Origin of the sequence: Pseudomonas sp. BJa3 (assembly GCF_026343815.1) — a bacterium.
Lineage (GTDB): Bacteria > Pseudomonadota > Gammaproteobacteria > Pseudomonadales > Pseudomonadaceae > Aquipseudomonas > Aquipseudomonas soli.
The window spans coordinates 240,689-267,555 of record NZ_JAOXMC010000004.1; the positions used below are offsets into that span (position 1 = coordinate 240,689).

The following is a 26,867-nucleotide window of genomic DNA, read 5'->3' on the forward strand; positions in this document are numbered from 1 at the left end:
TCAGCAGCGCTACTTGGTCGATAACTTGGTCGGTTACTTGGTCGGTCAGTCCATTGGTTCACGATTTCCTGAACTGATTATTTGACCACAGCGATTCTTCCACCCGCCGGCCCCCACCAGAATCGCTTCACCAACAATCACAATAAACCGTGAGGCCACTCCCGTGGAGCAGACACTCCAGGTACGGCAGGCCGCCGCCGACCTCGTCGCCGCCTTCGCCAGCAACGACACCGCCCGCTACTTCGCCTGCTTCAGCGAAGACGCCACCTTCCTCTTCCACACCGTGCCGCAACCGCTGCTGTCGCGCCGTGCCTATGAAGAACTCTGGGCCAGCTGGCAGGCGGACGGTTTCGCTGTGCTCGGCTGCGAGTCAAGCAATGCCCAGGTGAGCCTGCAGGGCGAGGTGGCGATCTTCATGCACGACGTGACCACACGCCTGAACGTCGCCGGCGAGACCCTCGACCTGAATGAACGCGAGACCATCGTCTTCCGCCTGCACGGCGACCGCTGGCTGGCCTGTCACGAGCACCTGTCGGTCGTCTCGCCGGCCTGATCCTCTTTCAAGCGGCCCTGCCGCACTGCCATCGCACCCACAACAAGGCCGCCCAACGGCCGACAACATTCGCGCTGGAGCATCACCATGAGCCACTCGACCGGTATCGAGACCAATGGCGTCGAACAGATCCCCGACGATCAACGCGACGCCGCCCCGCTGGACCTGTTCCGCCTGATTTTCGGCGGTGCCAATACCTTCGCCACCGCCGTGCTGGGCAGCTTCCCGGTGCTGTTCGGGCTGTCGTTCCAGGCCGGGGTCTGGGCGATCCTGCTCGGCGTCGGCGTGGGCGCGCTGATCCTCGCGCCGATGGGCCTGTTCGGCGCGCTCAACGGCACCAACAACGCGGTGTCGTCCGGCGCGCACTTCGGTGTGCACGGGCGTATCGTCGGCTCGTTCCTGTCACTGCTGACCGCCGTCGCGTTCTTCTCGCTGTCGGTATGGAGCTCCGGCGATGCCCTGGTCGGCGGCGCCAAGCGCCTGGTCGGCCTGCCGGAAACCGACCTGACCCTGGGCCTGGCCTACGGCCTGTTCGCGATACTGGTGCTGGTGGTGTGCATCTTCGGCTTCCGCTTCATGCTGTGGGTCAACAAGATCGCGGTGTGGGCCTCGAGCCTGCTGTTCCTGCTGGGCATCTTCGCTTTTGCCGGGCCCTTCGATGCGGGCTACGCCGGCAGCGTCTACCTCGGCCAGGCCGGCTTCTGGGCGGCGTTCGTCGGCGCGGCGATCCTGGCCATGAGCAACCCGGTGTCGTTCGGCGCCTTCCTCGGCGACTGGTCGCGCTATATCCCGCGCCAAACGCCCAAGTCGCGCATCATGCTGGCGGTGATTCTCGCCCAGGCCGCCACGCTGATCCCGTTCCTGTTCGGCCTGTGCACCGCCACCCTGGTGGCCAGCCAGGCACCGGACTACATCGCCGCCAACAACTATGTCGGCGGCCTGCTGGCGATCTCGCCGGGCTGGTTCTTCCTGCCGGTGTGCCTGATCGCGGTGATCGGCGGCATGTCCACCGGCACCACGGCGCTATACGGCACCGGCCTGGACATGTCCAGCGTGTTCCCGCGCCTGCTCAGCCGCGCCGCCGCCACCTTGCTGATCGGCGTGCTGGCCATCGGCTTCATCTTCGTCGGCCGCTTCACCTTCAACCTGGTGCAGAGCGTGTCGACCTTCGCCGTGCTGATCATCACCTGCACAAGCCCCTGGATGGTGATCATGATCCTCGGCCTGATCACCCGCCGCGGCTTCTACCACGCCGACGACCTGCAAGTGTTCACCCGTGGCCAGCAAGGCGGCCACTACTGGTTCGAGCACGGCTGGAACTGGCGCGGCATGGGCGCGTGGATCCCCAGCGCGGTGGTTGGCCTGTGCTTCGTGAACCTGCCCGGACAGTTCGTCGGCCCGCTGGGCGAGCTCGCCGGCGGCATCGACCTGAGCCTGCCGGCGACCCTCGGCATCGCCGCCGTGCTGTACCTGATCCTGCTCAACCTGTTCCCTGAACCTGCTGGCGTGTATGGCCCCCGTGGCCCGCGCTGGGTGCGCTGCAAAAGCACGCCGGTAAAGCCTGTGACCACTGCCGAAATGGCCTGACTGGAATCCGACCATGACCACACCTCACTACATCGACGGCCGCTGGGTCGAAGGCCAGGGCAGCGACTGCATCGTTGTCCACAACCCGTCCGACGGCCAGCCGTTCGCCGAACTGATGGCCGCCAGCAGCGCCCAGGTCGACCAGGCCGTGGCCGCCGCGCGCCGTGCCCTGGCGCCTTGGAAGACGGTCAGCGCCACCGAGCGTGCCACCTACCTGCGCGGTTTCGCCGAACAGCTGGGCCAGCGCCGCGACGAACTGATCGCGTTGCAGATGCGCAACAACGGCAAGCCTCGGCATGAGGCCGAGATCGACCTCGACGACGCCATCGCAACCTTCGCCTACTACGCCGACCTGGCCGAGCAGTTACCGGCGAAAAACCGTGACGTGCCCCTGGCCGCGCCGGGCTTCACCGCCCGCACTCGCCTTGAGCCGGTGGGCGTGGTCGGTCTTATCGTGCCGTGGAACTTCCCGCTGGTGACCAGCGCCTGGAAGCTCGCCCCGGCCCTCGCGGCCGGCTGCACCGTGGTGCTCAAGCCCTCCGAGATCACCCCGCTGATCGAGCAGGCCTACGGCCAGATCGCCGAGGTGCTGGGCCTGCCGGCCGGCGTGCTGAACATCGTGGGCGGCAAGGCCGAGACCGGCGCTGCGCTGAGCGGCCACAACGGCCTGGACAAGCTGTCATTCACCGGCAGCAACGGCGTCGGCAGCCAGGTGATGCGCGCCGCCGCGGCCCAGTGCCGGCCGGTGACACTGGAGCTGGGCGGCAAGTCGGTCATCGTGGTGTTCGACGATTGCGAGGTCGACCAGGCGGTGGAATGGATCGTCGCCGGTATTACCTGGAACGCCGGGCAGATGTGCTCGGCCACCTCGCGCCTGCTGGTGCAGGAGGGCATCGCCGATGCCCTGCTGCCGCGCTTGCAGGCGGCGCTGGTGGCGTTGCGCGTGGGCAACCCGCTCACTGAAGAAGTGCACATGGGGCCGCTGACCAGCCAGGCGCAGTGGCTGAAGGTCGCCGGCTATTTCGCCACCGCCCGCGAAGAAGGCCTGAAGTGCCTGGCCGGCGGCACCGCGCAGGACCGCGACGGCTGGTTCGTCAGCCCGACGTTGTATGTGGATGTACCGGTAAGCAGTCGCCTGTGGGGCGAAGAAATCTTCGGCCCGGTGCTGTGCGCGCGGCGCTTCGGCAGCGAGGCCGAGGCCATTGCCCAAGCCAACGACAGCCGCTTCGGCCTGGTCGCCACCGTGTGCTCCGCCGACCTGGAACGCGCCGAGCGCGTGGCCGATGCGCTGGAGGTGGGGCATGTGTGGATCAACTCGGTGCAGGCGGTATTCGTCGAAACCTCGTGGGGCGGGACCAAGGGTAGCGGGATCGGGCGTGAGCTCGGGCCTTGGGGGCTTTCGGGGTATCAGTCGGTGAAGCATGTGACGCGGTGCTTGGGGTGAGTAGCTGAGCCTTTCACAGGGCGCGTGAGGCTCTCGGCGAACACATGGTCGCCTTCTCGCGATATCACTTGGACCCCATCGCGGGTCAAGCCCGCTTCCACGACGATCAATACCTCATCAGCCGTAAGACACTTCCGAACCTGAAACAAAGTGCTTCAAAGCTCATCAGCTTGGGAATTACCCTACGCACGCTGCCGACGCGTCTGAATTGTCGAGGATCATCAGCAGGACTAACTTCCCCAGGTCGTCTTTCCGGCGACCAGGTGTGAGAGCCTGCTACCGTCGAAATGAAGCACGCAGCGCTGCCATGGCGGCTGTGCGCGGGCAGGCCCAGGCCTGGCCGGCATTTGCTCATTTCGACCGGTCTCTCACCCCGCGTACGGCTGCCACCCTCATCCTGTGAGAGGGATCTGGAGGCGGCACCTTTTCAATCGAAATGAGTGCTTCCCATGAAAAAGATCGTTCCTGATCCACCCCCTGCCAAACCGCTCAACCGCCCCTTCTTCACCATCAACGATGATATGCCCACCATCGAAGCGCTGCTTCATGCCATCCAGCTGATGCGCGGTATCGAAGACACCATCGACGAATACTGCTGCGCCTTGGCCGGAGAACCCGGACTGGGGATGCTGGTGAACGCCGCGCACAACGTGCAGATGGGGCGGGCGTTGGCGGAGCATGCGTTGAACCGCTGCACTTGCGGCTGACAGACTCCGAGCGCATCGCGGGGCCAGTCGCATCGGCACGCCGATGCGACTGGCCCCGCGATTGGCCTTATGCCGGTTCGTCGGCCTGGCGCCCGTTCTCCTGCACCAGCACCATGCTCGCCGGCGACGACAGGGCGATGCCCTCTTCGCGCAAGCGCCCGAGAATGGTGAATAGCAGGTCGCTGCGCGTGCCCGATACCTGTCGAGGCGAAGCGACATAGCCGCTTACCCCGATGACCATGCCACTGCTGGTCAGGTCCTTGAAGGTAACCGAGGTGGCCGGCGCGTCGAGGATCGACTCGTGCTCCTTGTACGCCGCCAGCAACACCTCGCGCACTTTCGCAGGGTCGGTCTCCAGCGGCAGCGTCAGGGTGATGCCCACCACCCCCAGGGCATTGGCCATGGTCACGTTGCGTACGTTCTGCGAGATGAACTGCGAATTGGGCACGATCACCGTCGAGCGGTCAGACATCTGGATTTCCGTGGCGCGCACGTTGATCCGGCGAATATCACCCTCGACACCCGCCAGGCTCACCCAGTCACCCACCTTCACCGGGCGCTCGGTGAGCAGGATCAGGCCGGAGATGAAGTTCTGCACGATCTGCTGCAGGCCGAAACCGATACCCACCGACAGCGCACTGACTACCCATGTCAGGCTGGTCAGGTTGATGTGCAGGGTGGACATCACCAGCATGGCCAGGAACAGGAAGCCCAGGTAGCCGACCAGGGTCACCAGCGAGGCGCGCATGCCGGCGTCCATGTCGGTTTCCGGAAGCAGGCGTTCGCTCAGCCAGCGCTTGACCACGCGAATGGCGAACCAGCCACCGAGGAAGATCGCCACGGCCAGGAAGATGTCCTGGGGCACGATGTTCAGGTTGCCCAGCACCTTGCCACCGGTGCCGTCCCAGTCCGCCAGGCTCAGCAGCAGCTCGCCGGGGCTGGTGCCCGATGGCATGAATATCAGCAACGCGGCGGCAAACAGCAGCAGTGTGCGGCCGATTCCCGCCAGCACCGTGCTGGCCTGGGCCTGGTGGCGTTGCTGCAGGCCCAGCGCCGAGGCCAGCGCCAGGCCACCAGGCTGACGCGGCGACAGCAGGGTTTCGCACAGGTCGCCGAACACGGTCACCAGCAGGTAGGCGCAGGTCACCACCACGCTGACCCACAACAGCTTGCCGGTGAGGAAATAGGCAAGTGTCAGATAGCCGGCGAGCAGGGGCAGCAGGATCGCCACCACCCACACCACGATTACAAACGGGATCAGTCCGGCCAGGCCTTTGGGACGCTCCAGGCCATGCTGACGACGGGCACGACGGTAGCGCAGCAGGGCCACGACGAACAGCAGCGAGACCACCAGCGTGGTCACGCCGTTGGTGGCCAACGTCAGCGCCAGGCTGGCACCGATCACGCTGTTGATGCGCTCCTGGGTCAGCAGCACCATCAGTGCCAGGGCCAGGACTTTGGGGAACCAGCCCAGCGCGCTGGCCACTTCGTCAGGGATCGGTGGCAGGCGCCAGGACGGGCGCTGTAGCATCAGCATGGCGCGGCCCAGGCCGGAGATGAAGGCACTGAAGATCACCAGCGCCAGGATATGGTTGGTCAGGCTGGCGACGTCGGTACCCAGGTCGGCGCTGCTCTCCAGGCCCCAACGCAGCAGCGACACCGAGCCGGAGATGGTGCCCAGCGTGGCCAGGCTCACGCTCAGGGCCAGGGCGCTGCGGCGCAGACGGCCTTCGGGTAGCCAGCGGATCATCGCATCGGCCAGCAGGCGCTCCAGCAGCCGCCGTACCAGGGTCCAGACCAGCACCGCCGCCACCAGCGCGGTGATGAACAACCAGCGGTTTTCGGCGCTGAGGGCGCTGGCCATGGCGTCCGAGACTTCGTCGCGCAGGTCGCGCAGGCGCGCCACGTCGTCGTCGGTGGGGCGGATCAGGCTCGACCAGAACGCCGGGCTCAACGGGCTGGCGGCGCGGCTGGTGATCTGCGAGTTGAACAGGCTGCGGCGCAGGTTGACGATCTGCGTGGACAGGTCACGGGCCGACTGGGTCAACGTGGTGGCGTCCTTCTGCTCAGCGACCACCTTGTTCTTTTCGTCAGTGAGCTGCTTGCGCTGCCGCGTCAGGCTCTCGGCCTCTTCGGCCATGGGCGGGCCGAGCACGTTGAGCTGGTCGTCCAGGCGCTGCACGTCGGCGGTGCGCTGGGTGGCCAGCGCATCGGCCTGGCGCTGCACCTGCAGGGCCGACTGGCGCAACTGCGCGAGTAGGTCATCGTTGGCGTTGCTGGTGACGCCCTGGCGGATCTGGTCGAGGCGTTCGCTCAACTCTTCCAGGCTGGCGTTCTCGTCCAGCACCTGCTGCTCGGCCACGGCCAGGCGCGATGCCGGCGTGGCCGGGGCAGCCCAGGCCGGGACGGCCAGGCACAACAGCAGGGCGAAAATCCCCGCATAGAATCGGTCAAGGCTGACACGCCTCATCGAATGTTCCTCTACGCAACTCGACAGGGCGTGAATTCTACTCGGTCCGCGCGCTCAGGAGAGTGCCGTCTCTCGGTCCAGCAACTGACGCTTGCGCTCGATGCCCCAGCGGTAGCCACTGAGGTCACCGTCACGGCGCACCACCCGGTGACAGGGAATGGCCACGGCTATCGCGTTGGCCGCGCAGGCCTGGGCCACCGCCCGCACGGCCTTGGGCGCGCCGATGCGCTCGGCGATGTCGGTGTAGCTGACCGTGGTCCCGGGCGGCACCTCGCGCAGCGCCTGCCAGACCCGCTCCTGGAACGCCGTGCCCTGCACATCCAGGGGTAACGCCAGGCCCAGCGCCGGCGCCTCGACAAAGCCGATCACCTCGGCCACCAGCCGCTCGAAGGCGTCATCGCCGCCGATCAGCCGGGCCTTGGGGAACTTGTCCTGCAGGTCCTTGAGCAAGGGCTCGGGCTCGTCACCCAGCAGGATCGCGCAGATGCCCCGCTCGCTCTGGGCCACCAGGATCGCCCCCAGCGAGCACTGGGCCACGGCAAAATGGATGGTGGCACCCTGGCCGCCGGCACGGTACTCCCGCGGGCGCATGCCCAGCCGCTCGGCGGCGCTCTCGTAGAACCGGCTGTTGGAGTTGTAGCCCGCGTCGTAGATGGCCTCGGTGACGCTGTCGGCGGCATCCAGGCGCTGGCGCAGACGTTGGGCGCGGAAGGCCGAGGCGTAGGCCTTGGGGGTCAGGCCGGTCTCGGCCTTGAACAGGCGATGCAGATGGAAGGGGCTGACGTTCAGCTCGCTGCCGAGCTGGTCGAGGTTGGGCGCGGCTTCACGGGCCTCGATCAGGCGGCAGGCGCGGGCAACCAGGTCGGTGCGCCGACTGCCCTGCCCGGCCTTGCAGCGCTTGCAAGCGCGGTAGCCAGCTGCCTCGGCCTGGCCGGGGTCGGCAAAGAACTCGACATTTTCGCGCTTGGCCAGGCGCGACTTGCAGGCGGGCTGGCAGTAGACGCCGGTGGTGCGCACGGCGTAGACAAAGTGGCCGGTCGCGGCGGTGTCGCGGGACTGCACGGCGTGCCAGCGTTCAGCGTCGGTGGTGTAGGTGGTCGGGGCGGGGGTCATGGCGCCTCTCCTTGGTTCGATGCGCTGAGCTTGACGGCTTGGCCGAAAGTGAACACTCCGAATCTTGCGTTATCTTTAACGGGCCAATCACGGGTCAAGCCCGCCACAGGTACCAGGCCGCCACGGTGCGATAGGGGCTCCACGCCCCGCCCAATACCCGCATTTGCGCGGGCGTCGGCGCCTTGTCCAGGCCCTTCATGCGTCGATACCCCTCACGCACGCCAAAATCATCCACCGGCAGGATATCCGATCGCTCCAGGCTATAGATCAACAGCATCTCCACCGTCCAACGCCCGACTCCTCGCAGCGCCACCAGGCGTTCGACCAGTGCGGCATCCGACATATGCAGCGCCTCTTCCCGGCTGGGCACCACACCCTCCACACGCGCCTGGGCGATCCCGTGAACCGTGGCGATCTTGCTCGCGGAGAGCCCACAGGCGCGCATCGCCTCCGGCGTCACCGCCAGCAACTGTCTGGGCGAGGGAAACGCTCCATCCGGGAACAACGCCAGCAACCGCCCGAGGATCGCCTCGGCCGCCCGCGCATGCAACTGCTGGTAGGCAATGGCCCGCACCAGCGCCTCGTAGGGCTCACGACCGGGGGTCGCCCGATGCAGGCAGGGCCCCACGGCGGCAATATGCCGCGCCCAGTCCGCATCCTGCTCGGCCAGCCAGGCAGCGGCAGCCTCAAAGGCCTGCGGGGAAAGGTCTGCAAGGATCATTGTTGGCGTTCCCATGGACACAGCCTCCCAGCCTAGCCCAACCGTTCATCGGTGAAACGCTCAATCTTGCGCATCTAATCGCTGGCATACCATTGATCCGCCCGTGGCGCCCCGCATAGAATTGAGAACTATTAACAATCACATTATCCGCGCAGGCTCTCCAGACGATGCAGATCGAAGACACGCTGAAACCGGCCGAGGTCGATCTGCTCTATCAGGCCCATCACCGCTGGCTGCGCGGCTGGCTCGGCGCCCGGGTGGGTTGCCGGGAGAACGCCGCGGACCTGGCCCAGGACACCTTCGTGCGCCTGCTCAAGGCGCGCCAGGCCTCGCCACTCAAAGAGCCGCGCGCCTATCTGAGCAGCATCGCCCGTGGCCTGATGATCGACCAGTTCCGCCGTCGCGCCCTGGAAAAAGCCTACCTGGAAAGCCTGGCCAACCTGCCGGAACAAGAGGCGCCCAGCGAGGAGCAACGCCTGTTGATCCTCGACACCCTCGAGCGCCTCGACCTTGCCCTGCAACGCCTCAAGCCCCGGGCCCGACAGGCCTTCCTGCTGGCCCAGCTCGACGGCCTCAGCCTGACGCAGATCGCCCAGCGCCTGGACGTTTCCCGGGCCACGGTGGAACGCGACCTGGCCAAGGCCCTAGGCGTCTGCTACCGGATGCGCTATGCCGACGCCTGACCAGTCACCGACCCAGGCCCAGGTCGACCAGGCCATCGAATGGCTGGTCAAACTGCGCTACGACAGCCCCGGCCCACGCACCGAACAGCAGTTCCAGCGCTGGCTGGCCAGCCACCCGCAGCATGCCCAGGCCTGGCAGCGGGTCAGCAGCCTCGGTGACGAACTGGCCAGCCTGCCCTCCGAGTTGAGTCGGCAGACCCTCGCCGGTACCGAGCGCCGACGCATGAGCCGGCGCGACCATCTCAAGCTGCTGTCAGTATTGGCCCTTGGCGGAGGCGCTGGCTGGGCGGCACGTGAACCGCTGGGCCTGTCGGCCTGGATGGCCGACAGCCGCACCGCCACCGGCGAGCGCCGTGAACTGCTCGGCAGCGACGGCAGCCTGATCCACCTGAACACCGCCAGTGCCATCGACCTGCGCTACAGCGCCGACCAGCGCCGGCTGACCCTGCTCCGTGGCGAAATCAGCCTGGACAGCAACGTCAACGACAACCGCCCGTTCAGAATCGACACCCCGGTTGGCACCCTCGGCACCCAGGGCGGCCAGCTGCTGCTGCGCGAGAACGCCCAGGGCCTGCTGCTGGCCGTGCGCCGAGGCGAGGTGACGTTGTTCCCCGCCTCCAGCGCCGCGCATTCGGTCAAGCCTGGCGAGGTGCTGCAGGTGTTCGCCCAAGGCGACTATCGGCCTGCCACCGTGCATGGCGACCCCTGGGCCTGGACCGACGGCGTGCTCAGCGTGCAGCAGATGCCCCTGGGCGAGTTCATCGACGAGCTGTCGCGCTACCGCCCCGGCGTGTTGCGCTGCGCGCCGGAGGTGGCCGGGCTGAAGATCTCCGGCACCTACCAGCTGGCCGACACCGACCAGGTCCTGCTGCTGGTCGCCCGTAGCCTGCCGGTGCGCGTCGACTACCGCACACGCTATTGGGTGAGCATCGGCGCCGCCTGAACAATTGATGAAAATAAATGAGGTGGAATCTCATTCTCGTCCGGCCTGAAGGAAAACAAGCCCGAACAGTGGTCTGACAACCTTCAGGAGCGCTTCATGATTCGCCCGTGTTCCCCTCGCAACGCCACCCTGCGCCATGCCATCCACGCTGCCGCCCTCGGCCTGGGCATGGCCTGCGCAGGCGTGCTGCCGACAGTCGCCGTCGCCGCGCCCGCCAGCCAGAGCCAGCAGCGCGACTGGAACATCCCGGCCGGCCCGTTGGCCGCCGCGCTGGACCAGCTGGCGCGCCAGGGGGGTCTGAACCTGTCGTTCGACGCCGGCAGCCTGCAGGGCAAGACCACCCAAGGCTTGCAGGGCCGGCATGACAGCGCGCAGGCGTTGCAGATCCTGCTGCGGGGCAGCGATGTGCAGGTCCAGCAGGAAAGCGAAAAGAGCTTCCTGCTGATACCCGCCCTGGAGATAGGCGATGCCCTGCAACTGGGCGCCACCAGCATCTCCAGCAACCGCCTGGGCGAGACCACCGAGCACAGCGGCTCCTACACCACTGGGGCGGTCACCATCGGCAAGACGCCGCAAAGCATCCGCCACACGCCGCAATCGGTGACCGTGGTCACCCGCCAGCGCATCGACGACCAGAACATCACCAACCTCACCAACCTGCTCGAGCAGACCCCAGGCGTGGTGGTCAACCTGACCGACAGTGAGCGGGTGCAGTACTACTCGCGCGGCTACCAGATCGATGCCATCCAGTACGACGGCGCCACCGTGGTGCAGAGCAGCGGCGGTGGTTCGTTCATCCAGAGCGATTCGGCAATCCTCGACCGCGCCGAGATCCTGCGCGGCGCCACCGGCATGCTGCGCGGCGCCGGCAACCCCTCCGGCACCGTCAACCTGGTGCGCAAGCGCCCCACCTATGAGTTCCAGGGCGAAGGCAGCGTCACCCTCGGCACCTGGGATGCCCAGCGCTACGTCGCCGACCTTTCCGGCCCCTTGACCGAGACTGGCAACGTGCGTGGCCGGGTGATCGCGGTGCATGACGAGAAGGACCACTTCCAGCAATCGCGCCAGGAGCGCAAGGATGTGCTGTACGGGGTCATGGCCTTCGATCTCGACGACAGCACCACCCTGACCACTGGCCTCGAGTGGACCCAGCTCGACGCCACCGGCGCCTGGGGCAACCTGCCGGCCGACTACGACGGCTCGCCACTGCCGTTCGGCCGCAGCACCTACCTGGGCGCCGACTGGAACCGCTGGAACCGCAGCAACCTGCAGACCTTCGCCGAACTCGAGCATCGTTTCGACAACGACTGGACGCTCAAGCTGATGGCCCAGCGCACCCACTTCGAGCTGGACGACAACGGCTTCAAGCAGACCTACTTCAGCCGTGCCACCGGGACCGCCAACCCGACCCGCAACCCTTACCTGATGAGCTACCAGGTCACCGAAGGCGATGGCGGCGAGAGCCTGCAGAACAACCTCAGCGCCACCCTCAACGGCCCGTTCGACCTGCTCGGCCGCAGCCACGAGCTGATGCTGGGCGTCGAGCGCATCCGCAACGACTCCTACGCCTCGGCCACCAACAATGTGCAATCGGGCGTGTTCGACATCCGCACCTGGGACCCGAAGACCAGCCTGGCCAACCCGAGCATCGACATCACCGCCCACCCGGTACGCACCCGTACCACCCAGGAAGGTGCCTATGCCACCTGGCGCATCTCCCTGGCCGATCCGCTCACCGCGATCATCGGCGCCCGCGCCAACTGGTACGACTACGAGCAGGAAAACAACACCAAGGCCAACGGCAAGTTCAGCGTCGACAACGAGATCGTGCCCTACGCCGCGCTGATCTACGACCTCAACGAGAACTTCAGCACCTACGCCAGCTACACCGAGATCTTCAACCCGCAGACCAACACCGATGCCGCCGGCTCCGTGCTCGAGCCGGTCACCGGCGAAGCCTACGAGACCGGGATCAAGGGCGAGTTCTACGAGGGCCGGCTGAACACCTCGCTGGCGTTCTTCCGCATCTACCAGGTCGGCAACGCACTGGACGACCTCAGCGGGCCTAACCCGTGCCTGCCCAACTACACCAGCGGCTATTGCAAGGTCGCCGCGGGCAAGAACCGCAGCCAGGGCTTCGAGCTGGAGATTTCCGGCGAAGTGCTGCCGGGCTGGAACGTGACCGGCGGCTACACCTACAACACCACCGAATACCTCAAGGACACCACCGGCAACAACGGCAACCCGATCCGCACCACCGACCCCAAGCGCATGCTGCGCCTGTTCACCAGCTATCGCCTGCCGGGCGAGCTGCAGGCCTGGACCGTGGGCGGCGGCGTGCAGGCGCAGAGCGCCATCTACAACCGCAGCGGCACAGCCGAAGCTTCGCAGTCGGGGTATGCGGTGTACAACGCGATGGTGAACTACCGCTTCAACGACAACTATTCGTTGCAGTTGAACGCCAACAACCTGTTCGACAAGAAGTACTACCGCCAGGTGGCGCCGACGCCGACCGGGTACTACTGGGGCGATCCGCGCAATGTGTCGGTGACCTTGCGCGGAACCTTCTGACCTGCCGTTCGATGGCTGGGGGTCAGTCCGCCACCGCCTGAAGCTTGCCTGCCCGGCGATAGGCCTGGCGGGCGAAGCACACGAACAGCCCCGCCATCAGCGCCAGCGCCATGGGCAGGCCATGGGGCGCCACGTCCATCGCCGCGCCGCTGACCAGCGGCCCGACCAGGCTGCCGACGCCCCACAGCAAGCCGACGCTGGCGTTCGCCGTGACCAGGTCCTGGCCTTTGAAGCGCTGCCCGATCAGTACCAGCGCCAAGGTATAGATGCCCCCCGCCACCGCGCCGAGCACCACCAGCAGCGGCCACAGCAGCCAGGTCATCTGCAGCAGCCAGGGCAAGGCGATGCCGATCATCATTGCCACCAACCCGCATACCAGGTGCAGCCCGGTACGCTCGACCCGGTCGGCGAGCCAGCCCAGCGGCAGCTGGAAGAGCATGTCGCCGGCGAACACCACGGTCACCATCAGCGCCGCCACGCCCACGGCGAAACCATGGCTGGTGGCGTACACCGGCAGCAGCGACAGCACCACGGCATCGAAGAACGAGAAGAACAGCACCGCCACGCACAAGGCCGGGGCCACACGGAAGAAACCGGCCAGGCCGAAGCTCTTGGCGTCTTCCTCATGCTCGACATGATCGTTGGGCACGGTGAACAGGATGCACAGCAAGGCCAGGCCATAGCAGAGGGTGACCACGCCGGTCAGCCATGGGCTATTGGCGCCCAACAGCGCCAGCAGCGCCGGGCCGAGCACCTGGAAGCCGGTGAAGCTGGTGGCGTACAGCGCCATGATCTTGCCGCGGTTGTGCTCGGGGCACAGCTCGTTGACCCACGACTCGCCGAGGATGATCGCGATGCCCATGCCAATACCGAGCCCCAGGCGCAGCAGCGCCAGCCACAGCATCGAGTCGAAGGCCCACTCGAGCAAGGCGATGCTAAGGGTGCACAGGCTGAAGCTCAGCAAGTAGATGACGCGGCGGGTCAGGTGCCGGCAACAAGCGTCGACCATGAACGCCGAGAGCATCATGCCCGCCGCCGGGATCGCCGAGATGATGCCGATCTCCAGCGTCCCCGCCCCCGCCTCGTGCAGACGCAACGACACCAGCGGCAGGCTCGCCCCGAGGCTGAAACCGACCACCGACACGGCGAACAACAGGCCCGCCAGCAAACGCATGTTCATGTACCACTCCTTGCAAGCCGGCGCACAGGGGCTCTGGCCCTGGCCGACTGGAAAATCCGCTGAAAGATGTTCGAACGCAGACGCCCGCCGTCACGCCGGGAAGGCGCGCTACGCAGGGGCGCGGATCAGTTCAGGGCAAGGTGTGGCGAGAAGGTGAAGGCGAACAGCACGCTGCGTCGACGCTTGAGCACCGTGTCGCTCGGCCACGCGCGGCGCGCTGTCGGGGCGACAGGCTGGCGGTGTGGGCGAAGACTACGGGTACGGCGCATTGCATCGGCTACGCAGGATATTGAGGAGGCGGCACTCTAGGCCAAGGTGATCCGGACCGTCAATCGCCACAGTGGCTTCGCCCTCTCTGTGGACGCCGCCGCGCTACAACGCCCGCTCCACTCAGTGCTTGCCGGTGGAAGGCAAGAACACCGCCAGCAACCCGAACAATGGCAGGAACGAGCAAACCCCGTACACATACTCGATCCCACGCAGGTCGGCCACATACCCCAGCAGCGCCGCGCCGATCCCGCCAAACCCGAACATCAGCCCGAAGAAGATCCCGGCGATCATCCCCACATTGCCCGGCACCAGTTCCTGGGCATACACCACGATGGCCGAGAACGCCGAAGCCAGGACAAAACCGATCACCACGCTGAGCACGGTGGTCCAGAACAGGTCGGCATAGGGCAGCGCCAGGGTGAACGGCGCCACGCCGAGGATCGAGAACCAGATCACCGCCTTGCGCCCGATACGGTCACCTATGGGCCCGCCAAAGAAGGTGCCCGCCGCCACCGCGCCAAGGAACAGGAACAGATGCAGCTGCGAACTGGCCACCGACAGCTGGAACTTCTCGATTAAGTAGAAGGTGAAGTAGCTGGTGAAGCTGGCCATGTAGAAGTACTTGGAAAACACCAGCAGGCCCAGCACCACCAAGGCCATGATCACCCGCTGGCGCGAGATGCCGTGGGTGGCCTGCACCGCCTTGCGCGCCCTGGCCTGGTTCAGGTGCTCCTTGTACCAGCGGCGCAGCATCAAGGTCACGGCAAAGAAGAACAGCCCGGCCACGCCGAACCAGGCCACGTGGGTCTGGCCGAAGGGAATGACGATTGCCGCCGCCAACAACGGGCCAAGGGCGGAGCCTGCGTTGCCGCCGACCTGGAAGCTCGACTGGGCCAGGCCGAAGCGCCCGCCCGAGGCCAGCCGGGCGATGCGCGAGGTCTCCGGGTGGAAGGTTGAGGAGCCAATGCCCACCAACGCCGAGGCCAGCAGGATCATCGGGAAGCTGCCAACGAAGGCCAGCATCACGATCCCCACCAGGGTGCACAGGGTGCCCAGCGGCAACAGGTTCGGCGTGGGCCGCTTGTCGGTGAAGAAGCCCACCCACGGCTGCAATAACGAGGCAGTGATCTGGAAGGTCAGGGTGATCAGGCCGATCTGGGCGAAGCTCAGGTTGTAGTTGGCCTTGAGCATCGGGTAGATCGCCGGCAGCACGGCCTGGATCAGGTCGTTGATCAGGTGCGCCAGGGCACAGAAACCAATGATGCTCATCACCAGCGGCGTGGCCGGGTTTGCCGGGCTGCTCGCGCTGGAAGTCGGGGTGCTGCTGATGGCCATGGGCTGGATGTCCGTCTGCGGGTTGGGATCCGATTATCGTGAAACAAATAGATACGAAGCTACCTTTTTATTTGCGCGAGCCTTCCATCCGACACGCACTTGTAAATAATTCTCAATATATTTAGCATCCTTTCTCCTCTTCCCTGTGAACGCTGGGCAAAACCGCCCGCCCTCTGCGAGCAGACCGATCCCATGAGCCCGATGCCCGCCTTGCAGCCCACGCCCGACCCCGAGCAGGAAGCCCTGGACTGGTTCTCGCGCCTGCGCCAACCCGGCTGCGACGAGGCCCTGCGCCAGGCATTCGCCAACTGGTGCCAGGACCCGCTCAACGCCAGGGCGTATGCCCAACTCGAAGCTTACTGGCAGCAGTTGCAGGTGCCGGCCGCCCGGCCACGACCACGGGTCGCCAAGGTACGCCGCAGCCGTGCCGGGCTGTGCCTGGCGCTGCTGTTCCTGATGCTGGTGGCGGCACTGGCCTGGCTCTACTGGCCACTGATGCAGCGCCTGGGCAGCGAATTGCACACCGACAGCGGCGAACGCCGCAGCGTGCGCCTGGCCGACGGCTCGACCCTGCACCTGGACAGCGCCAGCGCGATGAATGTCGACCTGCGTGGCCGCACCCGCCAACTGCATCTGGTGCAGGGCCAGGTCTACCTGGAGGTGATGCTCGATGGCCGGGCCATGGAGGTACAGGTCGATGACACCCGGATCCAGGTGTTCGGAACTCGCCTGCAGATCGCCCGCCATGCCGACCATGACGAACTGGTGGTGCTCAGCGGCAAGGCCGCAGTCCTGCAGGGTGGCGACCAGCGCCTGGTGAATGCCGGTGAACGGGTGACGTTCAGCGAGAGCCGCATCAATCCGGTCGAAAAGATCGATGCCAAATTGGCCGATGCCTGGCGCAACGGCCAATTGAAGGCCAGGAACCTGCCGTTGAGCGAAGTGCTGGAGCGCCTGGCCGATTACCGTGGCCAGCGTGTCTGGATGATGAACGAGCAAGCAGCCTATCAGCGGATCAGCGGTGACTTCGACCTCGACCACCCGGCGCAGAGCCTCGAGCGCCTGGCCGCCGATCAGCAATTGCGTCTGCACAACCTGCTCGGCCACTGGCTGATCGTGCGTTGAGGCGCCCTTCCTGGCTAAGCGTTTGAAAGGTTGGAAATTTTTTTTGAAAACGTTGTTGACAGGATCGCGATTCGAGCTAATAATGCGCGCCAAGTTGGCTACATAGCTCAGTTGGTTAGAGCATAGCATTCATAATGCTGGGGTCCGGGGTTCAAGTCCCTGTGTAGCCACCACCTTCTAAAAGGGCTTATCGAAAGATAAGCCCTTTTTCTTTGCCCGCGAAAACGTTACTTCACTCCCGCCACCACCACGGCCAGCCCCAGGCCGATCAAGGCCACCCCGATTACCCGGTCAACCGTGCGCTGGCGCTCGATCATCGCCGCCCGCAGTCGCGCACTGGAAAAGAACACCGCCACCAGGCTGAACCACACCCAATGGGCAAACGACATGAACGCGCCATAGGCGAAGTCCAGCGCCAGCGGGCTGCCCGGCCGCACTACCTGGGTATAGGCGCTGACCACGAACAGCATGGTCTTGGGATTCAGCGCATTGGTCAGAAAGCCCGTGCGCAACGCGCTCGCCACGCTGGAAGCGCCTTGCGCCAGGCCGTCGAGGCTGATGCGCGTGGTGTTGGTCAGCGATTTATAGCCCAGGTACACCAGGTAGCCCGCCCCCACTACCTTCATGGCCAGGAACAGGGTCGGGCTCTGGCTGATGATCACGGCGATGCCGAGCACGGTGTACAGCACATGCACTTGCACGCCCAGGGCGATGCCTGCCGCGGCAGCGAGGCCAGCTTTGCGGCCTTGTGCGTAACTGCTGCGGGTGACCATGGCGAAGTCGGCGCCAGGACTGATGACAGCCAGAATGGTGAACAGGGCTACGGCGATGAGTTCGCTCACGAACAGGGATCCTCGATGAAAATTCACGGAAGATGGGATTATCCTGTTGCCTTGAACGAGTAAAAATCGATTTATAGTCTGGCTAATCTGCTAGTTTTACTCACCTATTCGCATTGAATCGACTGGCCTATCGCGGGGCAGGCCCGCTCCCACGAGCGCAGCCTCAGCATGCGTGGGAGCGGGCTTGCCCCGCGATAAAGCCGGAACAGGCCAGCACATGAAACTGCCTCCCCTTACCGCCTTTCGCTACTTCGACATCGCCGCCCGCACTGAAAGCTTCGTGCGCGCCGCCGAGCACCTGCATGTCACCCACGGCGCCGTCAGCCGCCAGGTGCGCCTGCTCGAGGAAAGCCTCGGCGTGGCACTGTTCGAACGGCGTAACCGGGCAATCTTTCTGACCCCCGCCGGTCGCGAGCTGCACAGCACCACCCAGTCGATCTTCGAGCAATTGGAGGGCGCGGTGCAGCGCCTGCAACAGCAGCCTGAAGACAACCTACTGGTGGTCTCCTGCGAACCGACCATCGCCATGCGCTGGCTGATCCCGCGCCTGCCGCGCTTTCACGCCGCGCACCCCGACCTGCAACTGCACCTGGTGGCGGCCGGCGGGCCGGTGGACTTCGCCCGTGGCGGCATCGACCTGGCACTGCGCCGCGATGACTTCCATTGGGATCGCCAGTTGCACAGCCTGAAGATCTGCGATGAGTGGATCGGCCCGGTCGCAAGGCCAGACTTCAAGGGCCAACGCCTGCTGCACAGCGCCACCCGCCCCGATGCCTGGGCCACCTGGCTACGCCTGAGCGGCCAAGGCATCCGGCACACGGCGCGCAGCGACTTCGAGCACTTCTACTTGTCGATCCAGGCCGCCAGCGCAGGCATGGGGCTGGCCATCGCCTCGGCGCTGATGGTTCGCGACGAACTGGACAATGGCCAGCTACAGGCGCCGTACAGCTTCCTGCGCGATGGCTCCGGCTACCACCTGCTCAGCCCGCAGCCGCTGGACGACGGCAGCAAGCGCCAGCGCTTCGCGCAGTGGGTCGGCGACGAATGCCAGGCCTGCCTGGCTCACCTGGGCTTGCTGCAGAACGACGACCCGGCCCCGCCGTCACCGCCCCAGGTGCGATAGCCGGCCGTGTCGATATGGATACGCCCCGAGGGGTAACGGCCAAGCCCCATGTTCCAGGCCTGGCCGTGCTGCTGCCAGAAGCGGCACAGCGGGTTCGGGTCGGCCCAGGGTGGCAGCAGCAGGTCGACGGCGAAGGCGCGCATGTGCGCACTGCTCGGCGCGCCGCCGGCGCAGGCATTGAGCCGGGGATCGCGGTAGGCCGACACCACTTCGAACTGACGCAGGATGCCCTGCTGGTCCAGGGTCTTGATCAATGCCAGGGTTGAACGCACCGCCGGCCAGTGGCTCGCCGGCGGCACCGCGAAGGGTGAAGCCTTGCACAGGCGCCAGTCCGAGGCCGAACGCAGCAACTGATGGATCGGCACCACGCCATACAGCCGGGCGTCCACCAGCATTTCACGAAACCTGCGGTTCTCGTGATCCCCGGCCCACTGGGCGAACATCCACACATCGCGTTCATCGGCCTGGGCCGTACCCAGCCCGATCAGCGCGCTAGCCAATAGCCATATCCTGGCGCTTTTCATTCCCCCACCTCTTCATCCACCATGGGCGGTCCGCCGTCCTGGCGGCCACTGACAAGGAGTTAAGCATGCACAAGATTGCCGTATCGGGCCTGGCCGCCCTCGCCTTCAGCGGCCTGGCCATGGCCGACGCGCAGATCGACCTGGGCGATGCCCAGCGGGTCACCCGGCTGTTCGCCTATCCCAACAACTGCAACGTGATCTGCTACCGCGACTGGACACTCGAACAGACCGTCGAGCACTACCTCACCCAGAGCGTGCAGCGCGACGGCTATGCCAATGCCAAGGTCACGGTGAACCGCGACAACGACAAGCTGCGCGCCAGCATCACCGACGTACCGGCGAGCTACGCCGAACCCTTGCGCAAGCTGCTCGACAGCGGCGAGCTGGCCTACCAGGGCGCCACCCGCCTCAACCAGAAAGGCGGCTGGGACTATAGCTGGTACCTGTTCCTGCCCCTGGGCATGGCCCTGGAGAACCGTCGCAGCATCGAACTGCTGCACTTCCCGCCGGACTACTCGCTGACCCGCTACCAGGACTACCTGAAGTCCAACACCACCGACCGCTGGGCGCAACTTCTGACCTTCAACGGTATCGAGGCTACCCAGACCCCGGCCTACCAGACCATCGTCGACATCGCCCCGATCGCCGCGCCGGCCAGCGCCGGCAAGGACCTGGAAGGGGTCTACAGCTACTTCAACGACTACCAGGTGCGCATGGTCAAGGAAGTGGCCCTGACCCACGACGGCAAAGGCGCCTTGCCGATGGTCGCGTTCGGCGCGCCGGTACGGGCCTGGATCCAGCAGCAGTATGGGCCGAAGGTGAATGTGCTCGGCCTGGTGAGCATCAGCCCCGAGGCCAACAGCGCCAAGGTGCCCGTGCTCGGCGCCAACCACCCGAGCGCGATCTGGTACGCCGCCGACCCGAAAAGCTACGACGGCGACCAGGACAAGGCCGATGCCGCAGGCCTGAAGATGATGGGCCAGGACCTCTCCGCCGCCTGCTGGCAGGCCGGCATGGGGCGCAACCCGCAGGCCGATGCCAAGCTCACCCTGGATGCCTGCACCAGCAAGTGGCAGGTAACCCAGAAGAAGCAGACCTGCGAATTGTTCTACCGCACCATCCGCGAGATGACTCCGGAGCAGGCGGCGGCCAAGTGCAATACCGGAACGGTGACGCGCAGCTTGCGGGACCTGCGTAAACCGGTCGAAGTGCTACACCCAGAGATCTGAGTTACTTGCACAAGGGGCCGCGATGCGGCCCTATCGCCGGCAAGCCGGCTCCCACCCCGACCGCGCCGCCTTCAAGCCAAGTGCCATCGCTGTGGGAGCTGGCTTGCCAGCGATGGGCGCGTAGCGGCCCCAATACAAGACAGCGTGCGAAATCAGTCTTCGAGCAACGTACAGGCCATCACCAGCGCATCTTCCCGCCCGCCCGCCATCGGGTAGTAGTCACGGCGCCGGCCGACTTCATTGAAGCCATAGCGCTCGTACAGGCGATACGCCGACTGGTTGCTGGCACGTACCTCCAGGAAACACTCCCGGCCATTGAGCTGGTAGGCCCGGGACATCAGGTGCTCGAGCAGGCGCAGGCCGAGGCCACAGCCCTGGTTCTCCGGCTTTACTGTGATGTTGAGCAGGTGCGCCTCATCGATGATCACGTTGATCACGCCATGGCCGACCTGCTGCTGGCCGTCGAACATCAGCCACACTTCGTAGGACTTCAGCGCATCCTGGAAGATGCCGCGGGTCCAGGGATGGCTGAAGGCGGCATATTCGATCTTCAGCAGGGTATCCAGATCCGCCTCGGTTGCCGGGCGGAAACTGATCGAGTCACTCATTCAACGCGTTTCCAGCGCGCCATCAGCTGGCGCATGGCTTTCCAGACGTCCGCCTTGCGCTGCGGCTCGTCCATCAACAGTTCAAGGCCGGGCAAGGCCCAGGCATCGCCGAGCAGGTCGACCTTGAGTTCTTGGTAATAAGCTTCGCCGTCTGCCTGGCCGGCGAAGCGAATGGCCGGCAGGCCGATCAGCCACAGGCAGGCGCACGGCGCCTCTTCCAGGCGAGCGGCGATAAAGCCCTGGACAAAGTCCCGGGCGGCATCCGGCCCCTGGTCCATGTTGCCGCGCATCAGTAGCGGCCAACGCACCGGCTCGCCAATGATCTGCGGGGCGTCCGGCAGACCGGCGGCGCGCAGCATGTCCTTGAGCAGCAGGTAGGACGGGTCGCGGCTCTGGAACGGCTGGCCGGTGGCCAGCTCCACCAGCAGCAGACAGTCGCCGGCACGCAGCAACTGCAGGGCGAAGCGCGGTGGTGGCACAGGCGCCGGGCGCGGCGCGGGAGGCTCTGCCTCTGCCTCGACCGGCTTGGCGGCGACTTTCGGCGCGCTGCCCGGGCGCGGGATCTCGATCTTCGGCCGCTCGGCACGCGCCTGAGGGGCTGCCGGAGTGGCGCTCGGCGCAGGCGCGGGAGCGGCCGGACGCACCTCGAAGTCGACCTCATCGACCGGCGCCACCGGCAACAGCAGCTCTGGCCGCGACGGCGCGGCGAACGGCAGTTCGGCGCGCGGCAGCCAGTGCACCACTTGCATGGCGGACAGGTAGGCGCGGCGGCGGGACTCGATCAGCAAGGCGCGGGTATCCGGTGGATAGTCGAAACAGTCGGGCATTCTAACGCTGTTGACCTGGATGCGCCGCAACAGATTGTCGGTCATCGCGGGCCTGCCCCGCGATGAGGCCGGTGAATCCCCCAAAAGGATCAGGGTTATCCCCATAACAGACCAAGGGGTGAAATCCTCCCCCCCGGATGCAGTACAATCGCCGCTTTTATTTGGCAACGAGTCGACCCGCCAATGATCGAACCCAAGCGCGTCCTGCGCGCCCTAGCCGAACACTGGGCCTTGATCGAGCCGCTGTGCGAGCGCTTCGACCAGGGCACCCTGAGCCTGGTCGAGCTGCGCCAGCAACTGGCCCGCCAGCAGGTGGAAAGCACCCCGCAGGACATCACCCAGCTGCTCGACGTGTGGATCCGCCTGGACATCCTGGTCCCGGTGGCCAAGAGCCCGAACCGTTTCGAGCTCAACGCGCAGATCCACGACTTCCTCGCCTACCTGCGCCGCGAGCACCGGCTGGGCCTGTGCCTGGAGATCGAGGCCTACCTGCGCCACCTGGAGCGCCTGGCCGGGCATATCCAGGACGCCTTCGACAACCGCGACAGCGACGACCTGGCGCGCCAGTTGCGCCTGCTCGACATGCGCGTGCGCGATGTACTGAAGAAGCTCGACAACGACGAGCAGGCGCTGGTGGCCGTGGCCGAGCGGGCCAAGACCAGCAACCGCCAGATCCCCCTGCGCCAGCGCTACGCCGAAGTACTGGCGACCTGGGACGAGTACGTCGAGCCGATGATCCAGCTGGTCAACGCCGACGGCGCCTTCGAGCAGGGCGTGCGCAAGGTCGAGACCGTACTGCTGCGCCTGCTGGGTGAGCAGGCGCGCTTGGGCCACCTGGTCGACGACGACATGCTGCTGCGCACCCACGCGCGCATCCTCGAGATGCAGACCAGCGCCCAGCTGACCTTGCGCCACGCCCGCGAGCTGCTGCTGCCGCTGCGTGAAGAGGCGCGCCGGCACAACGCCGTGACCCGCGGCGCCGCGCTGGCGCTGTCGGTGATCCGCAAGAAAGGCATCGACGCCGTACCCCAGGCCGCCATGCCGCTGTTCACCCGCCCGCAGAGCACCTTCCTCGGCAGCGCCAGCCAGGTCGAGGCCTACGTCTATGCCCTGGCCCGCTTCGAGCCCAAGCCCGCGCGCTTCCCCAAGGCGCACAAGACGCAAAAGGGCCCGCTGCCCCGCGCCCCGCGCACGGTCAAGGAAATGCTCGAGCGCTGCGAAGACGCCCTGCCGCTGCCGGACCTGATGGTCTGGCTGCTGGAGCAGGAGCCTGAAGGCGCCACCGACGAACTGCTGTACTGGTTCTCGCGCCTGTCGCGCGAGAAGCGCTTCAGCCGCGAGCGCCTCGACCGCCAGCAATACCTCACCCGCGAACACCTGGTCAGCCTGCGCTCCTTCGCCCTGACCTCCAGCCGCGACAAGCCGGCGACCACGACCGAATCCACCGCGAGCCCCACCCATGCATCTTGATCTTTCCGAACTGTCCCAGCTCGCGCCGATCTTCCGCGAGCTGTTCAAGGGCTTCCACGTCAGCCGCCGCGACCCGGAGCTGTACGCCCAGCTGTCGAACTTCCAGGACCAGTACCGCACCCTGTTCAAGGCCCTGGGCTTCGAGCTGGTGTGCGATACCCGCGGCTTCTACTACTTCGTCCCCGAGCAGGCCGCCGCGCAGGTCAACAAGACCGCCCAGCGCCTGTCGCTGTTTACCTTCATCCTGGTCGAGCACCTCGCCGACCAGGGGCGCGACCCGATGGCCGTGCTCGACGGTGGCAGCATCGGCCGTGACGAACTGCCGTCGCTGCTGGACAAGTACCGCGACCTGTTCCTGCAGGCCGAAGTGCAGACCGTCGACGAGCTCGAAGAAAAAATCATGCGCCGCATGAGCCAGCTCGGCTTTGCCCATGAGGAAGGCGGCATCTACCGCTTCCTGCCGCCGATGCACCGCTTCCTCGACGTCTGCCTGTCGGTCCAGCAGGACCGCGACTTGGCCGCCACCCTGCACAGCGACCTGCCGCTGCCGGTACCCGTGCTGGTTGTGGAAGAGACGCCCGAAGAACTCAACCGCACCGACGACCCGCTCGACCTCACCCCGTTCGATGGCGAGGAAAGCGAAGAGGATGCCCTGGCTCGGGCGATCCGCGAAGAGCAACAGGAGATTGACGCATGAGCCAGGAACGCTACGGCATCCGCCGCTTCGCACTGCTCAACACCGCCGGCTACAGCCTAGGCCTGTTCCCCCTGGAACACCCGCTGTCGGTCTATGGCGCCAACAACCTGGGTAAATCGGCGTCGATCAACGCCCTGCAGTTCCCGATCCTGGCGCGCATGTCCGACATGAGCTTTGGCAAGTACAGCCTGGAGCAGTCACGCCGCTTCTACTTCGCCACCGACACCAGCTACATCCTCTGCGAGCTGAACCTGCCCCACGGCCCTCACGTGATCGGCGTGGTCGGCCGCGGCCCGGGCGGCGGCTTCGGCCACCAGTTCTTCGCCTACCAAGGCGAGCTGGACCTGGCCCACTACCAGAAAGACGACACCTGCCTGCGCCAGAAAGAGCTGTTCACCAACCTCGAGCGCCATGGCCTGAAGGCCTACGAGCTCAAGCCTGACGAACTACGCCGGCTGCTGGTCGGCGGCCACACCTCGGTGCCGCTGGACCTGACCCTGATCCCGCTGCGCTCGACCAGCGAACAGAGTCTGAAGACATTCCGGGCGCTATTCATCAACCTGCTGCACATGCGCGAAATCACCGCCGCCAAGCTCAAGCAACTGTTCCTCGATGCCTTCGAGCACAGCCTGCGTTCGGGCAGCGTCGACTACATCGCTGCCTGCGAAGAGGCCTTCCGCGATGTGCGCCGCATGGAGGGCGACTACAACGCCCTGGTGGCTGCCGGCCCGTTGGTCGAGGCCCTGGCCGGCGGCGTGGCCCAGCGCGACATCCTGCGCGGCAAGCTGCACCGTATCTCGCCCCTGCTCGACAACCTGCTGGGCACATGGCAGGAATACGCCATGGCACGCAAGGAAGAGCTGACCATCCAAGCCGAGCACTACCGTGGCGAGCAGGACCGCCTGCAGAACGACCAGCGCGGCGGCACTCAGGAGTTGATGCGCCTGGAGCGCGAGATCACCGGCATCCAGCGCTGGCTGGGGGAGCTGTCGGTGCTCAAGCACCGCTTCGCCCTGGTCACCGACGTCAAGGTGCTGGAGCAGCAGCTGCTGGCCGCCAAGGACGCCCACGATGAACTGGCCGGCGCCCTGGCCCAGTCGCGGCAGTTCTCCGCCGAAGACCTCGACGAGCGCGTGCGCGACCTTGAAAAACGCGTCAAGGCGGTCAAGCAGCAGCTCGACCACGCCGACAACAACAGCTACGCCCGCCTGCGCGAAGAGTTCTCGCAGCAGGACGTGGACCGCCTGATGCGCCTGTTCAACGGCGCGCTGTTCAGCCTGCCGATGGGTGACCGCGGCATCGAGCTGGACGACAGCGACGTCTGGGTGAAGACCCTGGAAAGCGTGCTCGACCGCTTCAAGGGAGAGCGCTTCGAAGTGCCCGGCCTGTCCATCGACATCTCGCACATCGACCCGCCCGCGCTGCAGGCCCTGGCCGACCGCGCCGCCCTGCGCGACCAGAAGGAACGCCTGGAGAAGGAGCTCAAGCAGCTCAAGACCCAGCAGGCCGTGGCCCTCGACCGCGCCGCGAGCAAGGCGCAGACCGAAGCGCTGTACCAGCAGGTGCTGGATGCGCAGAAGGCCCTGGAAGACTTCCGCCGCACCGAGACCCTGGCTGCCGAAGAGCCGGAAAAAATGGAGCAACTGGGCCAGCTGGAAGCCGCCCAGGACGAGCTCAAGCGCTCCAGCGACGCCTTCACCGAGCGCGTCCAGCAGCTGTCGGCCAAGCTGCAACTGGTGGGCCGGCAGATCGCCGACCTGGAAGCCAAGCAGCGCACCCTGGAAGACGCCCTGCGCCGTCGCCAACTGCTGCCGGCCGACCTGCCGTTCGGCACGCCGTTCATGGAAGCCATCGACGACTCCATGGACAACCTGCTGCCGCTGCTCAACGACTACCAGGACAGCTGGCAGGCCCTGCAACGCGTGGACAACCAGATCGAGGCGCTGTACGCCCAGGTGCGCCTGAAGGGCGTGGCCAAGTTCGACAGCGAAGACGACATGGAGCGCCGCCTGCAGCTGCTGATCAACGCCTACTCGCACCGCACCGAGGAAGCGCTGACCCTGGCCAAGGCCCGCCGCGCCGCGGTCACCGACATCGCCCGGACCCTGCGCAACATCCGTAGCGACTATGACAGTCTCGAGCACCAGCTGGCGCTGTTCAACCGAGAGATCAACAAGCGCCAGGTATCGAACCTGGAGAGCTTCCGCGTGGTGCTGGCACCGAACAAGGAAGCGCTCAAGCACATCGACCAGATCATCCACAGCGCCGGCCAGTACGAGGAAGGCGAGACCCTGTCGGTGTTCGACCTGACCCAGAGCGCCGAGCAGGACCACAAGAACGAAGAGGCCAAGGAGTACCTGGCGCGGTTGGTGGCGGCCAACCACAACCAGCTGGGCCTGAAGGACCTGTTCGAACTGGCCTTCGAGATCACCAAGATCAACAGCCAGCCGGTGATCCACGCCGACATCGATGGCGCCGCGTCCAACGGCACCACCATGACCATCAAGGCGCTGACCAACATGTATTTGTTGCTGCACCTGATGGACCGCGACCTGGCCGGGCGCATTCGCCTGCCGTACTACCTCGACGAGGCGGCGGACATCGACGAACGCAACCAGGCGGCGTTGCTGGAAACCAGCCAGCAGCTGGGCTTCGTGCCGATCCTGGCGAGCGTGAAGCCGCAGGTGTCGGCGCGGGTGGCAATCGACCTGGAAGGTGGCAGCGGGCCGAATGGCATCTACATCGACGAGTCGGACTGGAAGTACATCAGCCGTCGCGACGAGGTGAAGGCGATAGTGCGTGAGGATGAGGCCGAGGAACTGGCCTGATTCAAACCGAAAAGCAT

22 protein-coding genes and 1 tRNA gene are annotated in these 26,867 nt (G+C 65.9%); 14 read left to right on the forward strand and 9 right to left on the reverse strand.

The features are described from left to right. Positions 1-163: 163 nt before the first annotated feature. The 4 genes from OH705_RS06355 to OH705_RS06370 all read left to right on the forward strand — a co-directional run bounded on the left by OH705_RS06355 (position 164) and on the right by OH705_RS06370 (position 4,291). Positions 164-553, forward strand: coding sequence for a YybH family protein (locus OH705_RS06355; RefSeq protein WP_267301455.1), 390 nt, complete (start codon positions 164-166; stop codon positions 551-553). Between the two features lie 87 nt (positions 554-640). Next, positions 641-2,140, forward strand: a complete 1,500-nt coding sequence (locus OH705_RS06360; protein ID WP_094010305.1) for a purine-cytosine permease family protein — start codon at positions 641-643, stop codon at positions 2,138-2,140. A gap of 13 nt (positions 2,141-2,153) precedes the next feature. After that, positions 2,154-3,584 (forward strand): aldehyde dehydrogenase family protein, encoded by a 1,431-nt coding sequence (locus OH705_RS06365; protein ID WP_267301457.1) that lies wholly within the window; start codon positions 2,154-2,156, stop codon positions 3,582-3,584. A 449-nt stretch (positions 3,585-4,033) separates the two neighbouring features. After that, the gene (locus OH705_RS06370; protein ID WP_267301459.1) at positions 4,034-4,291 is read left to right on the forward strand and encodes a hypothetical protein; all 258 of its coding nucleotides are present in this window, start codon (positions 4,034-4,036) and stop codon (positions 4,289-4,291) included. A 67-nt stretch (positions 4,292-4,358) separates the two neighbouring features. Here the strand turns inward: OH705_RS06370 and OH705_RS06375 are convergent, their stop codons facing one another. From OH705_RS06375 to OH705_RS06385, 3 genes are all read right to left on the reverse strand, one after another. Then, a complete protein-coding gene (locus tag OH705_RS06375; RefSeq protein ID WP_267301461.1) occupies positions 4,359-6,761 on the reverse strand; it encodes a DUF3772 domain-containing protein in 2,403 nt (800 codons plus the stop codon). 54 nt (positions 6,762-6,815) lie between these two features. After that, positions 6,816-7,874 carry a bifunctional DNA-binding transcriptional regulator/O6-methylguanine-DNA methyltransferase Ada gene (gene ada / locus OH705_RS06380; RefSeq protein ID WP_267301464.1) on the reverse strand — a complete coding sequence of 353 codons (1,059 nt, stop codon included), beginning with the start codon at positions 7,872-7,874 and terminating at the stop codon, positions 6,816-6,818. A gap of 94 nt (positions 7,875-7,968) precedes the next feature. After that, on the reverse strand, positions 7,969-8,595 hold the full coding sequence (locus OH705_RS06385; protein ID WP_094010309.1) for a DNA-3-methyladenine glycosylase family protein: 627 nt from the start codon (positions 8,593-8,595) through the stop codon (positions 7,969-7,971). Positions 8,596-8,762: 167 nt separating this feature from the next. Here OH705_RS06385 and OH705_RS06390 point away from each other — a divergent pair, with 167 nt between their 5' ends. The 3 genes from OH705_RS06390 to OH705_RS06400 all read left to right on the forward strand — a co-directional run bounded on the left by OH705_RS06390 (position 8,763) and on the right by OH705_RS06400 (position 12,792). Next, the gene (locus OH705_RS06390; protein ID WP_023632317.1) at positions 8,763-9,278 is read left to right on the forward strand and encodes a sigma-70 family RNA polymerase sigma factor; all 516 of its coding nucleotides are present in this window, start codon (positions 8,763-8,765) and stop codon (positions 9,276-9,278) included. After that, entirely contained in the window at positions 9,265-10,221 is a 957-nt protein-coding gene (locus tag OH705_RS06395) for a FecR domain-containing protein (protein ID WP_267301465.1), read from the forward strand. Before OH705_RS06390 ends, OH705_RS06395 begins: the two co-directional genes overlap by 14 nt. Before the next feature lie 96 nt (positions 10,222-10,317). Next, positions 10,318-12,792 carry a TonB-dependent siderophore receptor gene (locus OH705_RS06400; RefSeq protein WP_267301466.1) on the forward strand — a complete coding sequence of 825 codons (2,475 nt, stop codon included), beginning with the start codon at positions 10,318-10,320 and terminating at the stop codon, positions 12,790-12,792. 22 nt (positions 12,793-12,814) lie between these two features. On the opposite strand, the gene OH705_RS06405 is transcribed toward OH705_RS06400, so the two are convergent. Together OH705_RS06405 and OH705_RS06410 are read right to left on the reverse strand one after the other, a co-directional pair. Then, positions 12,815-13,972, reverse strand: a complete 1,158-nt coding sequence (locus OH705_RS06405; protein ID WP_038707339.1) for an MFS transporter — start codon at positions 13,970-13,972, stop codon at positions 12,815-12,817. Positions 13,973-14,362: 390 nt separating this feature from the next. Beyond that, the gene (locus tag OH705_RS06410; protein ID WP_267301467.1) at positions 14,363-15,577 is read right to left on the reverse strand and encodes an MFS transporter; all 1,215 of its coding nucleotides are present in this window, start codon (positions 15,575-15,577) and stop codon (positions 14,363-14,365) included. A gap of 201 nt (positions 15,578-15,778) precedes the next feature. On the opposite strand from OH705_RS06410, the gene OH705_RS06415 reads away from it, so the two are divergent. Together OH705_RS06415 and OH705_RS06420 are read left to right on the forward strand one after the other, a co-directional pair. Continuing rightward, entirely contained in the window at positions 15,779-16,702 is a 924-nt protein-coding gene (locus OH705_RS06415; RefSeq protein WP_267301533.1) for a FecR family protein, read from the forward strand. A 96-nt stretch (positions 16,703-16,798) separates the two neighbouring features. Further along, positions 16,799-16,875, forward strand: a tRNA-Met gene (locus OH705_RS06420). A 54-nt stretch (positions 16,876-16,929) separates the two neighbouring features. Here OH705_RS06420 and OH705_RS06425 read toward each other — a convergent pair. After that, positions 16,930-17,544 carry a LysE family translocator gene (locus OH705_RS06425; protein ID WP_267301469.1) on the reverse strand — a complete coding sequence of 205 codons (615 nt, stop codon included), beginning with the start codon at positions 17,542-17,544 and terminating at the stop codon, positions 16,930-16,932. A 217-nt stretch (positions 17,545-17,761) separates the two neighbouring features. Here OH705_RS06425 and OH705_RS06430 point away from each other — a divergent pair, with 217 nt between their 5' ends. After that, positions 17,762-18,667, forward strand: coding sequence for a LysR substrate-binding domain-containing protein (locus OH705_RS06430; protein WP_267301471.1), 906 nt, complete (start codon positions 17,762-17,764; stop codon positions 18,665-18,667). Here OH705_RS06430 and OH705_RS06435 read toward each other — a convergent pair. Further along, positions 18,607-19,191, reverse strand: coding sequence for a D-Ala-D-Ala carboxypeptidase family metallohydrolase (locus OH705_RS06435; protein WP_177182873.1), 585 nt, complete (start codon positions 19,189-19,191; stop codon positions 18,607-18,609). The two genes, OH705_RS06430 and OH705_RS06435, sit on opposite strands and share 61 nt — an antisense overlap. Positions 19,192-19,256: 65 nt before the next feature. Here OH705_RS06435 and OH705_RS06440 point away from each other — a divergent pair, with 65 nt between their 5' ends. Then, positions 19,257-20,420, forward strand: coding sequence for a hypothetical protein (locus OH705_RS06440; protein ID WP_038707335.1), 1,164 nt, complete (start codon positions 19,257-19,259; stop codon positions 20,418-20,420). Positions 20,421-20,572: 152 nt separating this feature from the next. On the opposite strand, the gene rimI is transcribed toward OH705_RS06440, so the two are convergent. Both rimI and OH705_RS06450 read right to left on the reverse strand, forming a co-directional pair. Further along, positions 20,573-21,028 (reverse strand): ribosomal protein S18-alanine N-acetyltransferase, encoded by a 456-nt coding sequence (gene rimI, locus OH705_RS06445; protein WP_094010317.1) that lies wholly within the window; start codon positions 21,026-21,028, stop codon positions 20,573-20,575. Further along, positions 21,025-21,816, reverse strand: coding sequence for a hypothetical protein (locus OH705_RS06450; protein WP_038707653.1), 792 nt, complete (start codon positions 21,814-21,816; stop codon positions 21,025-21,027). The genes rimI and OH705_RS06450 overlap by 4 nt, the downstream gene beginning before the upstream one ends. 222 nt (positions 21,817-22,038) lie before the next feature. On the opposite strand from OH705_RS06450, the gene mksB reads away from it, so the two are divergent. From mksB to mksF, 3 genes are read left to right on the forward strand one after another with little or no spacing between them, the layout of a single operon-like run. Continuing rightward, on the forward strand, positions 22,039-23,325 hold the full coding sequence (mksB, locus tag OH705_RS06455; protein WP_094010318.1) for an Mks condensin complex protein MksB: 1,287 nt from the start codon (positions 22,039-22,041) through the stop codon (positions 23,323-23,325). Next, positions 23,315-24,022, forward strand: coding sequence for an Mks condensin complex protein MksE (gene mksE, locus OH705_RS06460; RefSeq protein WP_046857180.1), 708 nt, complete (start codon positions 23,315-23,317; stop codon positions 24,020-24,022). Before mksB ends, mksE begins: the two co-directional genes overlap by 11 nt. Next, positions 24,019-26,850: an Mks condensin complex protein MksF gene (mksF, locus tag OH705_RS06465; RefSeq protein ID WP_263159321.1), complete on the forward strand. Its 2,832-nt coding sequence runs from the start codon at positions 24,019-24,021 to the stop codon at positions 26,848-26,850. Before mksE ends, mksF begins: the two co-directional genes overlap by 4 nt. The last annotated feature ends 17 nt before the right edge of the window (positions 26,851-26,867 follow it).

What these genes read in the sequence shown, in the direction of transcription:
- OH705_RS06360 (WP_094010305.1), top strand. Translation starts at nt 641, where the DNA reads ATGAGCCACTCGACCGGTATCGAGACCAATGGCGTCGAACAGATCCCC.
- OH705_RS06430 (WP_267301471.1), top strand. Translation starts at nt 17,762, where the DNA reads ATGAAACTGCCTCCCCTTACCGCCTTTCGCTACTTCGACATCGCCGCC.
- OH705_RS06385 (WP_094010309.1), bottom strand. Translation starts at nt 8,595, where the DNA reads ATGATCCTTGCAGACCTTTCCCCGCAGGCCTTTGAGGCTGCCGCTGCC.
- ada (WP_267301464.1), bottom strand. Translation starts at nt 7,874, where the DNA reads ATGACCCCCGCCCCGACCACCTACACCACCGACGCTGAACGCTGGCAC.
- OH705_RS06410 (WP_267301467.1), bottom strand. Translation starts at nt 15,577, where the DNA reads ATGGCCATCAGCAGCACCCCGACTTCCAGCGCGAGCAGCCCGGCAAAC.
- OH705_RS06405 (WP_038707339.1), bottom strand. Translation starts at nt 13,972, where the DNA reads ATGAACATGCGTTTGCTGGCGGGCCTGTTGTTCGCCGTGTCGGTGGTC.
- OH705_RS06365 (WP_267301457.1), top strand. Translation starts at nt 2,154, where the DNA reads ATGACCACACCTCACTACATCGACGGCCGCTGGGTCGAAGGCCAGGGC.
- rimI (WP_094010317.1), bottom strand. Translation starts at nt 21,028, where the DNA reads ATGAGTGACTCGATCAGTTTCCGCCCGGCAACCGAGGCGGATCTGGAT.
- OH705_RS06370 (WP_267301459.1), top strand. Translation starts at nt 4,034, where the DNA reads ATGAAAAAGATCGTTCCTGATCCACCCCCTGCCAAACCGCTCAACCGC.
- OH705_RS06395 (WP_267301465.1), top strand. Translation starts at nt 9,265, where the DNA reads ATGCCGACGCCTGACCAGTCACCGACCCAGGCCCAGGTCGACCAGGCC.
- mksB (WP_094010318.1), top strand. Translation starts at nt 22,039, where the DNA reads ATGATCGAACCCAAGCGCGTCCTGCGCGCCCTAGCCGAACACTGGGCC.
- mksF (WP_263159321.1), top strand. Translation starts at nt 24,019, where the DNA reads ATGAGCCAGGAACGCTACGGCATCCGCCGCTTCGCACTGCTCAACACC.
- OH705_RS06435 (WP_177182873.1), bottom strand. Translation starts at nt 19,191, where the DNA reads ATGAAAAGCGCCAGGATATGGCTATTGGCTAGCGCGCTGATCGGGCTG.
- OH705_RS06375 (WP_267301461.1), bottom strand. Translation starts at nt 6,761, where the DNA reads ATGAGGCGTGTCAGCCTTGACCGATTCTATGCGGGGATTTTCGCCCTG.
- OH705_RS06400 (WP_267301466.1), top strand. Translation starts at nt 10,318, where the DNA reads ATGATTCGCCCGTGTTCCCCTCGCAACGCCACCCTGCGCCATGCCATC.
- mksE (WP_046857180.1), top strand. Translation starts at nt 23,315, where the DNA reads ATGCATCTTGATCTTTCCGAACTGTCCCAGCTCGCGCCGATCTTCCGC.
- OH705_RS06390 (WP_023632317.1), top strand. Translation starts at nt 8,763, where the DNA reads ATGCAGATCGAAGACACGCTGAAACCGGCCGAGGTCGATCTGCTCTAT.
- OH705_RS06440 (WP_038707335.1), top strand. Translation starts at nt 19,257, where the DNA reads ATGCACAAGATTGCCGTATCGGGCCTGGCCGCCCTCGCCTTCAGCGGC.
- OH705_RS06415 (WP_267301533.1), top strand. Translation starts at nt 15,779, where the DNA reads ATGCCCGCCTTGCAGCCCACGCCCGACCCCGAGCAGGAAGCCCTGGAC.